This window comes from Pseudoclavibacter endophyticus (assembly GCF_008831085.1).
Classification (GTDB): Bacteria; Actinomycetota; Actinomycetes; order Actinomycetales; family Microbacteriaceae; genus Pseudoclavibacter; species Pseudoclavibacter endophyticus.
Window position 1 is genome coordinate 1,979,212 of record NZ_WBJY01000001.1, and the last position, 13,110, is coordinate 1,992,321.

Consider the following 13,110-nt stretch of genomic DNA (forward strand, 5'->3'; position numbering starts at 1 on the left):
CAACTCCGCATCATTCGGGCCGTCCCCGCAACAGGTCCGCGACAAGGGGCCGCAGGGCTGGCAACTGCGTCGCGAGCGGGTCGGCCGCCGCCGGGTCGGCCGGTGCAGCGCCGATTCGCTCCAGGTCGAACAGCGTGGTCGGTACGTCCGGTCCCCGCTGCAGCCGCCACGCCGAGCCGCGTCCGATCACCACGAGGTGCGCAACGCTCCGCCCCGGCAGCCCGAGCGACTCGAAAGCGCTCCGGTCGGCCGGCGCCGCATCCGTGATGACGTAGGTGAGTCGGCGCGGGGCGTCGTTGCCGGGGTGCGCGGCGAGTCCGCGCAGGGGCGAGGTCGCCCCGCTCGCAAGCGCCGCTCCGGTTTCCGGCGTGACAGCGTCGAATGCCGCGGCGAACGCCGCCGCGAGCGTGCGGCCGGGCGCTGTCGTGACGGGATATCCGGTCGCCGTGAGCACGTGGCCCTCTGCCCGCCGATCGGGGTCGATGACCGCGGCGATGCCTTCGACGACGTCAACGACGCGGCGAAGCTGCCCCGCGGCGACCTGCCGACGAAACGACGCCGACGCGTCGACCGCGACGACGACATCGATCGCCTCGTCGTCGTCGAGCCGCTGCCTGCCGACGAGTTCGGTCGCGACGACTCGCGCCGCGTCACCAAGCGGATTGAGCGTGATTCGCACGGCCTCGCGCACCTCGGACCGTACGCGCAGGCCGTCGTCGCCCCGGGCGATCGAAAGTGCCGTCTGCCGCGAGAGACCGGCGAGGTCGAGGGGCGGGAGCACGGCGCGCTCGGGGTCGACCGCCCCCGGCTCGTTGACGCTGACACTGACGTTCCCGCGCGCCCCCTGCGGAAACACATCAGCGCCGACGGGTTCGATTCGGAGCGTAACGGTATCGGTGACGGTCGGCAGGATCAGGAGTTCTGGACGCGGGCGCACGGCGTCCGCGATCGGCTCGCTGCCCATCATGGCGATGAGCCTGCCCTGAACCGGGCCCGTCATCTGGAGTGAGATCGTCAACGGCTTCGGCGTCAGCCGCACCGCCGTCTGGCCCTCGAGCATGTAGGTGGGCATCAGTGCTCCTTCAGTTGACGATTGCGGAACGGGCGGAACCAGCCGTCGCCGTTTGACCGTTCGTCGCCGCGCAAACGCTGCGTCGCGAGCCGTTCGAGCTCGGTTCGCCGACGGTCGGACACCTCGCCCGCCACCGACGCGAGACGAGCCACCGCGTCGGTCACGATAGCGCGGCGCAGCTCGTCGTCGAGACCGCCCACGAGCGCGTCGACGACGATGGTGACGATCCGACGCCCCGTCGGATCGGCGAGGTCGCCGACGCGGCGGGTTCGGGCGATCGCCGGGTGGTCGAGCAGGTCGGCGTTCGCCGGGTCGGTCATCACGTCGAGCGCGAGGAGTCCGGCCAGCGTTCCTCGGCCGAGCGATTCCGGCGCCGACGCGAGATGGCTCGAGAGCATGGTCGCGGCGCGGTTGACGGCATCGGCGGAAGCCGCCTCCGCGCGGAGCAGTTCGAAACGGGGCTCTGCCCATCCGCTCACGTCGAGACTGCTCGCCGCGCTCAGCAGCGAGGCCTCGAGGTCGAGGGGTGCGAACACGTCGAGCGCGAAGTGGCGGCCGAAGCTCGTCCAGAGCTGCTCCGTGAGACGGAGCGTGTCGTCGATCGATACGGACGGCTGGCGGCTCCCCGCCGCCTCGGCGTCGAGCCGCATGCGCGCGATGCGCGCTTCGCGAGTGCTGCCCCGCATGGCGAGGCGCTCGGCGAGTCGGGTCAGCTCGAGTGATGGCGGCGCGCAGGCGAAGTGCGGCACGAAGAAGTCTCCAGGCAGGCCGGACGGGTGATCGCGTTCGATCTCCAGCAGCTCGTCCAGGTGCCACAGGTGGCGCGGTTGGACGACCCGGAGCGCGCTCGGGATGCCGTACCACGACCGATAGCGGCGGAGCAGACGGCCAGCGAGCGCCTTGCCCGCTCCCGGCTCACGCGGGCGATGCCGCACGAGCCAGGCCGCGACCTCGTCGCCGATGGCGTCATCTCTCAGGTCGTCGGTCGCGACGCCGGCTCTCGGCAGGCCGCGCTCGCCGATCCACGCGACCGCCGAGGGCAGCAGCAGCCCGGCCGGAGTTCCGTCGGGGTTCGCGGTCGTCGCCGCGCCCGGCGCGCGCGCGGCGACGACCGCACGGAGGGCTTCGGGCACGAGCTCGAGGTGCAGGCGCGGGTCGAGCAGCCCGGCCCGCATCAGAATCGGCTCGGCCCCGTCATCGCTCGGCTGTTGCGGCTCCCGGCCGGTGTCGTCGCGCAGCAGCTTCGGCGCCACGTCACGTCGGAGCGCATCGACGGTGCGCCCGCGTAGGGCCGGATCATCGACGAGCCCGAGTCGCACCCCCAAGTCGGCGAGCCGGAGGACGACGACGGGATCTGCGCCAGGCACCCCGCCAGCGGTGTCGCCGGCGCCCGAGGCTCCTGCCTGGCCGCTCTCCCCACTGTCCTCGGCCGCACTGTCCTCGGCCGCACTGTCCTCGGCCCCACCGTCCTTGGCCACGCCGTCCTTGGCCACGCCGCTCTGGGCAGCACCGCTTCCGACCTCTGGCTCCCCGGTCGCGAGGGCACCGACGTAGGCGGCCCGGACCGTTTCCGTTGCAGCGCCGGCCAGCGCCGCAGGGGCAGGCAACGGCACGTCGCCGTCTCGGGTGAGCCACGCCGGATCGCCGAGCGCCCGGCACAGGTACTCCTCGGCGAGGATCGACGCCTGGAATGTATCGGGCGGCGTCGCGCGGAGGGCCTCCCACGCCGCCGCCGTCCCCGTATCGAGCTGTCGGCGCACGGCGCTGCGCACGTGCTCCGCGAGCGATGCATCGAGGGTGCCGCTCGGCGCTTCCGCGGCGGCAACGCGAGTGGCGACGCTCGTGTCGCTCCCGTTGGGGGCGGTGACGAGGTGCGCGACCGCGAGTGGCCACGCCGGCGTGAGGACGCGTGGTCCGGACCGGTCGGCGACGTCGTCGAGCATTCCCAGCACCCCGGCTGCCGTCGGGGCGTCGACGAGCGATTCCTGGGCGAGCTGCGACCAGGCCGTCGCCTGCACCTCGTCGCCGGCGGCCGTGCGATGCGGCGCTGCGCCGAGCTGGCCGAGCGATGGGAGCTCGTCCTCATCGATGACGACGAACTGGCCCTCGTCGCGGTCGATGCGCCCGACGTCGTCGCGCGGGACGCCGATGAGGTGGACACCCCGTTCGAAGGCGGCGCTGAGACGCGTCGCCCGCTCATACACCGACCACGAGAACGCCCGGGCGGTCGTTGGCGCCATGCACCACGAGACGGCCGCGATCCACAGCGCCGCCTGGTCGGGCCCCGCCGTGACCATGACGACCCGCCGCCCGCCCTGCAACGCCTCCGCGACGGCATCGAGGAGCACGCTCAACACCCCCATGCGCCACGTCTCGGCGTCGAAGACGAAATCGAGCACGAGGTCGCGTCCCATGAGGCCGGACGGGGCGGGGTACTGGCCGTCCCTGAGCCGGGCGTCGAGCACGTCCTGCGCGCCATACGGCGTCAGCAGGTCGAATGATCGCCAAAACTCGATGGGGCGGATGCGGGGCTCAAGCGCGGTCGGCCGGCGGTCGAGGACGGTTTGCGAGAAGACGTTGCCGGGGCGACCGGTCGCGTCGTTCCCCGCCTGTACGGCGTGCACCGTGCATCCCGCCGACACCGTGGCCGGCGTGCCGATTCCGGCGCCGATCGCGCCGCCGTGCGCGAGCAGGTGCACGCAGCGCCGCGGCTGCGAGGCGACGTCGGCGGGCGTCGGGTACTCGGGCAGCGGGACGTGCGAATCGAACGACGTCACCAGGTGGGCGGAGATCTCGCGCAGTTCCGCCGGTGAGAAATCGCCCCGCGTCTCTTTGATCTGCCAGCCGCCCGCGCCTCCGCCCGGATCGAACGACGCGTAGGTGAGCTGGCCCCAGCGCGACGCCTCAGCCACGCCGGCCGCCCGGGGCCGGTGTCGCTGCCGCCGGTCCGGCACCGGAGCCAGCAGCGGTCGGAGGCGGTTGCAGGCGGAGCGTCCTGACGTCGGGGTCGAGCAGCGCGACCCGCTTCAGCACCTCCGGCGGGAGGGCCGCGAAGAGGCGCAGATAGCCCGCTGCTGCGACCTCGCGCGTGAAGAGATCCGGTTCGACAATCCAGGTCGACACCCCGTTGCCCTGGGAGGGCAGCGGCGAAGGCACGAAGCGCCGCTGGGGCGACGAGTTTGGCGCCGTCTCGGGAACCACGGCGATCGGTCGTCCGTCGTCGACCGTCAGCGGCATCCGGTCCGGATTGTGGACGAGCACGAACGGCGGGGCCGGGTCGACGTCGGACTCGGCGAGCAGCTGCACGCGGATCAGGGGGCGTCCGTCCGGGAGGGCCGAGGTCAGCACGCGGTACCAGATGCGCAGCAGTCCGGGATACGTGATGACCTCCGGTGCCGCGAGTACCCGTCGCCCCCCGTCGAAGGCGACGGAGACGAGGTGGAGGTCGCATCCCTTGGTGTCGAGCCGGCCGCGGGGAAACTCGAGGCCGCCCTGCTCGCGGTAATCGCTGCGCGACACTTCGATGGGCTGACCCTGCATGGCGATCTCGGACGAGACACCCGTCATCGATGAGTAGGCGAGCACGATGTCGGCGCCGTCCGGCCATTCGAAGGTGAGCACCTGCCGGTTGACGCGCTCGAGCACCTTTGGCCGCGACACCTTCGGCACGCGCACCCCGCGAACCGTGTTGCCGACATATGCCGAGTCGCCGAGCAGCACGACCGCCGTGAAGTACGCGCGGGTCCACCCTCGAGGCCACGGCACCTGCCGCATCGACGCGCGCTCGCCATCGGCGACGATGGGATGGGACTGCCGGCGGTCGTCGGGGAGACCGGCCCCGGGAAGCGCCGCGACATTGACGGCGTTGCGCTCGATACCCGGTTGCGGTGGCCGCTCAGTCCGGTAGATGACGACCTGCCCGCCGGGCGGCACGGTCCACGAAAGGTCGAACAGCGGCTCATCCGCACTGTCATGCAGGTCGAACGACAGGTCGCGGACCGGCTCGTGGATCGCCGAGACGAGGAGGTCGTGATTCGTGGGGGCCGACAGGCGGGCCACGCCGTCGAACTCTGCCTCGGCGAACACCTGGTAGAGGTACCGCTGGCCGCGCTCGGCCGTCGTGTCGACGAAACCGCCCAAGTTGTCGTCGTCGTGCAGGATGCGGTAGGTGGGGTCGCCGGATGCGCCTGCGGCCCGCTGGATGGGGATGCGGAACACCTGGACGCGGGTGGTGCCGGGAAGCACACGCCACTGGCCGATGACCCGCCCCTCGTCTTCGCGAAGATCGAAGTCGAGCACGGGCGACACGAGCTCGCCTGACGCGTATTTCACCGGCTGCGAGAGCTTCGCATCCTCGATCGACGTGCCGACGTTGCGCCACACCTGGTAGTGGCGGGCGGCGTGCGCGAAGTCAAGGTCGTCGACCGCCTCGGTTCCGCGCGTCGCGACGACGAGTCGCGCGGCGTCGGGCGAGTACGGCGGGTATTCGTCCGAGGAGATGAGACGGTCGATGACGATGGGTGGCCCGTCGCGGTCCGCCTCACCCGCCTTCCCCGCGTCGACCGGCCGAGCCTCGCGGTCGTCGCCGGCGCCGTCGTGCCCTGCTCGGCGCGGTCGCTCGGGCGGCCAGGTGAGCATGATTCCGCCGTCCGGGCGACGGCGGAGGGTGATCGGGAGTGGCTCATCGCCGGAGCCGCCGAATTCATAGGGCGCGAACCCCTCGGGGCCGATCGTGAGATCGGGCTGGGATGGGCTCGGCGGCGGGGCCGGCGCAGCGGCGGCCGTGGCGGAGGCTCCCGAGCCAGACCGCGCCGGGTCCATCGCGACCTCGTCGGCCGGCCGATCCGGCTGCGCGTCGATGCCGGCAACGGCACCGGCCACGAACTGCCCCGACCCACCAGGCGCGGCGCCCTGGCCCGCCGCGCGTGCCCCGGTCGCCGGCGAGGTGGGTGCCGGGCCGTTGTCAGGCCGCCCGCCGCCATTCGCACCGCCGGCGGGCCCGTCAACCCCGCTGCCGGCGCCGTTGGCACCGCCATTGGCCGCGCCGCGCCCCGCTGCGCCCGGGACCGTCGCACTGTTCGCGCCTCCGACCTGTGCTTCGGCGGCCGCGTTCCGCGGCGCGCCACCCGCGAGCGCGGCCTCGAGCTGGTCGGCGAACCGGCCGACGACGGGCGGGAAGATCGACCGGATCTCGCCCGCCGTCGTGACATGCGAGTTGGCGACGAGGCGAAGGTGCATCTCGCGGAGCCCCTCCGCCCCCGCGACGCCGCTCTCCACGGCGCGCCCGTGCCATGCGCGCAATCGGTCGAATCGCAGCTGTTCGCGGGACTGGGGCGGCGAGGCCTCGCCTGCTGGCGTGCCGGCGGGGGCGCCAGCACCGCCGCTCGGTGCACCGGCCGGCCGCACCAGGTGCTGGGGCAGCCGCGAGAGCGGGTTGACGACGCCCGCATCCGCCTGCTGCACGAGCCACGCGATGGTCCCTTGCCACATGCCGACCTCGCGCACTCGCTGGAGCATCGGGGTCACGCCCCCCGACTGCGCGATCGCGACGAGGTGCGGCTTCGTCGGGACGGGAAACCCGCCACCGGCGGCGGCGTTCGCCCACTGCTCGAGCACGGCGTAGCGCGCTTGCTCGTTGGATGAGGTGGTCATTCGGGTCTCGAAGCCTTTCGGTTCACACCGGCACGTCGCATCAGAACGGTGAGCCGCCGAAGAGGCCCGGCAGTTCCGTGTCGTCCTGGCGGTGTCCGGACGCACCGCGCCCCGCCGCGGCGGACGAGGGGGGCCTGCCTGGGTCGTCGAGGACGGGACCGGCCGATGTCGCGCGCGTGAGCGGCGCCGCGATGACGAGCTCGTAGTCGTCGAACGATTGGCTGAGCTGCGTGAGGCATGCGACGCGATCGAGCCCCTGCTGCGCTCGCTGCGGGACGGAGCGTTCGATGCCGCTGCGACCGCGGGTCTGCGCGGTCTCGCTGAGCACGCGGTCGTCGAGCCGGTCGAGGCCGGGGTCGGTCTCGCTGTCGAGCCCCGCCATGAACGTTGCGTAGTCCACGGGCGGTCCGGACGGTTCGTTGGCATCGCGGACATGCCGGACGAGCTCGGTGACGGTGTTCGCGTGCTGCGTCTGCAGCTCGGCCATGGTGGCCTGCCATTTGCGCTCACCGATCGTCGGGTCCATGCCGTGCTCGATGAGCGAGCGCCCCCAGAGGTGCAGCAGGCTACCGTCGCCGTCACCGCGCTCTCGGAAGATGAGCTGCGGCTGGCCTTCGAGTTCGACCCCGCGTGGGCCGATGCGGGAACCCGCCCCTTCAAGCGCGGCGTTCCAGCACTCCGTGAGCCAGCCGGTTGCGAAGAGATCGCGCCGGAGCCGCATCACGGTGTTGCCCAAGTGCGTCTCGTCGACGGCGACGGTGCCGACGCGGGTCGACATCGGCATCCCGGTCAACTTCTGGTCGTCGTCGCCTCGCTGGAGGGGCCGCTCGCCGAAGGGATTGGCGAGCACGCCACCGATCACTCGTGACCAACCGAGGAACTGGCCGTACGCCTCGCCGAGACGCCGAGCATCTCGAAGCGCATGGCGAAGGTTGCGCCGCGCGACCTCCTCGGCCGACACGACTTCTCGTCGCCGGTTGATGATCGCGAAGAGCGCCCGTTGTCCCTGCATGAACACGATGAGCGCGGCCCCGAACCAGACGGCGAGGATGCCGAGGACGACGAGGATCACGACCCACCATTGCAGAAGCTCGATGATGCCGAACACGACGGTGACGGTGATGCCGACGAGCGACATGATCGCGAGGACCTGCATGATGGTCGCGAGCTGGCGTTGTTGCTGCTGCAGGCCGGACAGCACGTCGCCGCTCGTGGCCGCGCGATGGATCTGCTCGAACAGGCCCCGGATCTCCTGCTGCACGTCGACCATCGCGCCGGCGATCCGCCCGCCGACCCGCGCCGCGAAACTGTGGCCGTAGCGGCCCTTCCACCGCTGCAGATGATCAAGGGCGCCCGACGCATCGATGCTCAGCGCGGGCTGCTCGGCGACCACGCGGATGCGATTCTCCAGGTCGTGGGTGCCGAGCGCGTCGAACGGCTCGACGGCGCGGGCGTTCACGCTGGCCGCGACGTGCGGTTTGAGATCGGCGAACGCCTCCGACGAGCTCGGCACGATCTGCTCGACGTTCCTGATGACACCCGGCTGCCCGCCAACGGCGATCGGGGTCAGGCCGGGTACCCGCTCCCCCGCGTCTCCGAGGGTCAATGCGGCCGCCGCGTAGTCCTGCCACAGCCCGGAGAGGTCGGCGTACGCCGCAAGCTCACGCTGACCGGTTGCCTCGTCGAACAGGCGGTCGAGCGACGACGCCGCGTTGCGGTAGTCGAGCCAGCTCGCCGGCAGCCCGTTCGCGGTGACGCCCTGCACGAACACCGAGTACGCGGCGGGCTCGCGACCGTAGACGAGGCCCTGGATCGCCCCGGCCGCGTTCGAGCTGACCTCGGCCGAGAGGCCGTTGAGCCACGCCCGCGGGGCATTCTTGATCGCGGCCCAGAGGAAGCCGAAGAACATGCGAAGCGCCTCGCCTGCGCCGATCGGCTGCTGCTGCGCCGGTGCGTGGGTCTCCCGCGGCCCGCGCAGCACGGTCGCGTGCTTCGCCCAGAGGCGCGTCGCCATGTTCTCGTTCGCCTGCGCGACGTCGTCGACGTAGACGGTCTGCACGCCGAATTGCGAGGGCAGGGGCAGCCCGTCGTTCACCGAGAGCACGCCCTCGCGCAGGCGCAGCGTGACCTCGTCGGTCGCGAGGCGACGGAAGTAGGAGCGCGCCAGTCGGGCGCGCTGCCCGTCGATCACGCGCTCCCCGTCGAGCGGGGCGCGATCGACGCCCGACCAGAGGCCGAGCAGCCCGGCGACACCGGAGGCGGCGTGCCGGCCGAGGTCGGCCGTGTCGCTCGCGGCGTCGAGCCGCGTGCGTCCGAGACCGGGGCCCGTCGAGTCCTCCGGCGAGATGACGACGTTGTGCCAGCCGGCGACGACGAGGCCCGGCACGGCCACCCCGGGGTCCGCCCGCGTCACGATCGCGCGTACCCGGGTGACGGGCACCTTCGCGAACGACCGGTCGAGCACATCGACGATGTCCTGTTCTTGACCGCGCGTCAATGGCGTGACGCCATCGAGTGCCGGCACGAGGACCCCGAGCCGAATGCCGTCGATCCGTTCGCGCCCCGCGATCGACTGCAACGGCGCCCTCAGGAGTTCACCGCCGCGCACGAGGATGGAGGCGTCGGCTCCCCCCTCGAGCATGGCCGGTTCGACCCAGTGGAAGTCGTCGACGAGACCCGCGGCCGACCAGTCGGCGAGCACATCGCGCACGCCGGCGAGGGGCCCCTCCGGCGCGAGGAGGAGCGTCAGCACCCGCATCAGAATGCCCCGAAGCCGGCGTCGGGCACGGCGGGCACGCTGCTGGAGCCGCCCTGCCCGACGGAGTCGGCCAGGTTCGTGGAGTTGACGGGTGCCGCCGCCGTCCCCTGCTTCGCACGCTGCGTCGCGACGTCGACGAGTTCGACGAGCTGGGAGGTCACCTCGATGATGTCGGGCGCGATGTCGCGGTAGAGGGGAGTGTTCGCGGCATGGTCGCGATTCTGAATCGCACCGTATGGGCCGGAGGATTCTCCCCGCCGCGCGGGCGCGATGAAGTTCGCGGCCGTGAATTCGCGAATCTGCTCGACCCACTGCCGAGCGTTTGCCGATCGCTCCTCGAGCGTTTCGCCCTCAATGCGACTCGGGCTGCCGGAAGCGGTCTCGCCCGACTCGATCCAGCGGGCGAGCTCGAGCACGGCGTTCTTGGCGTCGACAAGACCGCGCTCCGGATGCTGGAGGTTGGAATCGGCGAGGCGACGCAGCCGGCGGTAGGGGCGGAGCGACGACATGACCGGGACCTCGTGCGCGCGGGCGATCGCGATGAGGTGCGACTCGAGAACGGCTGGCAGCCAGTCGACCGATTGCCCCCGGAACTCGCTCGGAGGTGTCAGCAGTGGGTGCGGGAACTCCAGCCACCGGCGCGACTCGTCATCCCATACCTCCACCGGCGAATCGTAGGGCGGCTGGGGGAAGCGCAGCTGGCCTGTGATCTGGGCCACGTACCAGCCCAGGATCATCGTGCGGCGCTCCGCATCACTCTCGGGCAGCGAGGAGTCGAGGGGTCGGCTCCGGCGCTGTGCCCAGAACGCGAGTCGCCCCTGCGGTGCCGTTCCCGTCCACTGCTGCGAAACCGGCTTGAGGAGCGCGTCGAACACGAGCGGCGAGTAGTTGCGGTAGGACCCGAACACGTCGATGCGAGTGAGCCTGTCGGCGTTGGCGAGTGCCTTGTCAAAGGCGTCGGCCACCTCTTCGGCCACGTTCGGGCGGGTGCGGACGACGCCGCGAAGCTCGCCCACGAGTTCGTTCAGGTGCTCGAAGGGGACCGCCGAGAACTTGAAGCGGTATTCGGGCGCCCGGTTGTGGATGGCGTTCACGGCATCGGCGTCGAGGCTGATGAGCGGGAGCGCTCGCGTCAGCGTCTCGTTGAACTTCGAGACGAGGTCGTGCAGGCGGCGCGGCAGCTCGGCGCTCGGGATGTCGACCCCCGTCGCGTAGTCGCGCAGCGAGAGGGAGCAGAACGCCTCGAACGCTTCACCCGGGCGGCGAACGAACTGGAGCGCGCGGTCGAGGAGCGCTGCGGGCGTGACGTGCAGTTCGTATTTGCCATGCGAGGGCGTGAGCGGCTGCCCCGTCATCGGGTCGCGATTGAACATCGCCGGGCGCCAGTTCGCGTGCACCGAGAGGAGCCCGCCCGGCGCCTGCTGCCCCTCCGCGACCGGCCAGTACCCCGAGATGACGGCGCGAGAGCCGATGACGCGGGCATCGTCGAGCGTCGCCAGCTGTTCGCCGACGGAGACGGCGCGACGCAGATCATTCTCGTACTGGCGATCGAAACCCGCAGACGGCGTGAGCAGGATCTCGTTCTCCGCGACGTCGAACCGCTCGGGGACGATCTGGTCGACCTCGCTCGGCCACACCCCGTACTGGTCGGTCTGCACGTTCGCGAGACCGCTGGCCACGCGGGGCGCGGAGGCCGCGTTGTCGAGCACGCCGATCGCGTTGGACAGTGCCGACTTCAGTGGTGCGATGACCTCGCTCACGAGCGACAGCAGCACGCCGCGCGCGAGATCCGCCGCGCGCGCGTAGACCGTGTCGGTCAATTGCACGCGCTCGAGGTCGCACAACCGCTCCACGAGTCCCTGCGGATTCGCGATGCCCCCCTTCATCGCGGAGAGCTCGGCCATGAACTGCGGCGGGATCTGCGACAGGTCGCCGGCCTGGTAGCCGGCGAGGTCGCCGAGCCGCGGCGTGAGGTCGTCGCGGATGAGCCGCTCGATGCGATCGAGGACCTCACGCGCGTATGAGAGGCCAAAGAGCTCGGTGGCCTCCTGGACCTGGTGCAAGAGCGCCTGGTGCACGCGCTGCGACCAGGTGAACGCCCAGCGGTACGCGCCCTCGGACGCCGCCGACTGCAGGGTCGGGGCGCGGTCGATCATGAATCGCTGAAGGGTCGGCAGCCACTGGTTCGCCTGGCCAGCCGGCTGCGGGACGAACGGCGCGAAGTTCGCGTCGATGATCTGCCGAGCGGTCTGGTCGGCCTCCTGACGGCTGAGCGCCTGCGTCGTGAACCAGCTTGCAGCCTGCTCGGGTGCGAGCGCGCCGTAGCCCGCGGCGACGGGGAAGCCGACCGAGCTGGCGACGCGGCTCCACTGCGAATCGGCGAGCGCGCGCAGCTGATCAACGCTCGACGTGGTCACGCCCGGCTGCAGGTGGCCCGTGCGAAGGCGGTCGACCGCGAAACGGGCGAGTCGCTGGGCGGCGTAGTGGCGATACCGGTCGCGGCCGAGCGAAAGGCTCGCGAAACCGAAGGACCCCCACGGGATCGGGTTGGATGCACCCCAACCGAGGAAGTCGGGGTTGGCCGGCGCGGGATCGGAGTTGTTGCCGAGGTCGAACGAGACGAAGTCGCCCGAGGCGGAGCCGGATAGCGTCAAGGCCGCGAGTCCGCGGCCGAGGCCACGGTAGACGGCCGACTGCGAGCCGTCCCCGAACAGCGTCTTCTCGACACCGACGAAACGGCCGACGGGAAATACCCGCGCGAATGGCGGACGCCCGGTCGGCTGCACCTCGAGGCCGAGCGCGCGCAGCAGCGTGATGTCGTGGTCTTCGGCCGCGCCGGTCTGTGTGGCGACGATCTCTCCGAGCATGGCGAGCGCATTGGCGCGCACGCCGCCGCGAGCGGCTTCCGGCAGCTGGTCGAAGGCGTCGGGCGCGACCATGAACACGCCAGTCAGACCCGGGTCGACGCCGGGGACCAGTGAAAGGATGCGGCAGATGTCGAGCGCCATCGAGGCGCCGGCGCCGCCGGCCATCGACGACACGACGAGGACGAGGGGCGGGTTCTCGGGACTGAAGCGGCCGCTGCCGGGCAGCGCGCCCGCCAACTGGGCCATCGACGAGTTCGTCTCGACCGTGTTGAGGCGGCGCACCGCCGCGTTAAGCCCGTCGAAGACGTCGCGGGCCCGGGCAAGCGTGATCACGCGGCCGACGGCACGCATCTGTCCCGCGCCGACGGTCACGGGCACCGTGATCTGCGCCGGGTCGCGCGGGGCCCAGGTGCCGAACTCGCCGAAAGCGCCGGCCTGGCCGATCCACTGCGAGATCGAGTTGTCGAGCACCTGATACTTGCCCGTGGTCGGTGCGGTCGAGATGTAGGAGCCGCCCTGCTCGCGGACGTTGCCGACACCGTCGATGTTGGTGTCGGGCGCGGTCGGTACATCAATGTGGACGAACTGCCAGCCAGAGGGGATCTCGTCGATCCCGTACGGCTTCAGCTCGCCCTTCAACTGATCCATCATGTAGGCGAGCGCCGAACCACCGGAACCGCCGCATCCGACGACGAGGGCTTTGTACATACCGTTGTCTCCTTGTTTTCCCTAGTCGTTTACCCGAGTCGGTGGTCTGCCGA

Annotated in this window: 5 protein-coding genes; all 5 read right to left on the reverse strand. The window is 71.3% G+C overall.

Annotated features, from left to right (window positions below; all coding sequences use genetic code 11):
• Positions 1 to 10: 10 nt before the first annotated feature.
• Genes F8O04_RS08895 through F8O04_RS08915 form a run of 5 tightly spaced genes read right to left on the reverse strand, consistent with a single transcriptional unit; the run spans position 11 to position 13,057 of the window.
• Positions 11 to 1,072 (reverse strand): hypothetical protein, encoded by a 1,062-nt coding sequence (locus F8O04_RS08895; protein ID WP_158028874.1) that lies wholly within the window; start codon positions 1,070 to 1,072, stop codon positions 11 to 13.
• Entirely contained in the window at positions 1,072 to 3,984 is a 2,913-nt protein-coding gene (locus F8O04_RS08900; RefSeq protein ID WP_158028875.1) for a GAP1-N2 domain-containing protein, read from the reverse strand. Before F8O04_RS08900 ends, F8O04_RS08895 begins: the two co-directional genes overlap by 1 nt.
• Positions 3,977 to 6,724: a hypothetical protein gene (locus tag F8O04_RS08905; RefSeq protein WP_158028876.1), complete on the reverse strand. Its 2,748-nt coding sequence runs from the start codon at positions 6,722 to 6,724 to the stop codon at positions 3,977 to 3,979. The genes F8O04_RS08900 and F8O04_RS08905 overlap by 8 nt, the downstream gene beginning before the upstream one ends.
• 40 nt (positions 6,725 to 6,764) lie before the next feature.
• Complete coding sequence (locus tag F8O04_RS08910) at positions 6,765 to 9,476, reverse strand: hypothetical protein (protein WP_158028877.1); 2,712 nt, start codon at positions 9,474 to 9,476, stop codon at positions 6,765 to 6,767.
• A gap of 5 nt (positions 9,477 to 9,481) precedes the next feature.
• Positions 9,482 to 13,057 carry a tubulin-like doman-containing protein gene (locus tag F8O04_RS08915; RefSeq protein WP_158028878.1) on the reverse strand — a complete coding sequence of 1,192 codons (3,576 nt, stop codon included), beginning with the start codon at positions 13,055 to 13,057 and terminating at the stop codon, positions 9,482 to 9,484.
• Positions 13,058 to 13,110 lie beyond the last annotated feature (53 nt).

Excerpts from the sequence above, each read along its gene's own strand:
- F8O04_RS08905 (WP_158028876.1), bottom strand. The coding sequence starts at position 6,724 with ATGACCACCTCATCCAACGAGCAAGCGCGCTACGCCGTGCTCGAGCAG.
- F8O04_RS08915 (WP_158028878.1), bottom strand. The coding sequence starts at position 13,057 with ATGTACAAAGCCCTCGTCGTCGGATGCGGCGGTTCCGGTGGTTCGGCG.
- F8O04_RS08895 (WP_158028874.1), bottom strand. The coding sequence starts at position 1,072 with ATGCCCACCTACATGCTCGAGGGCCAGACGGCGGTGCGGCTGACGCCG.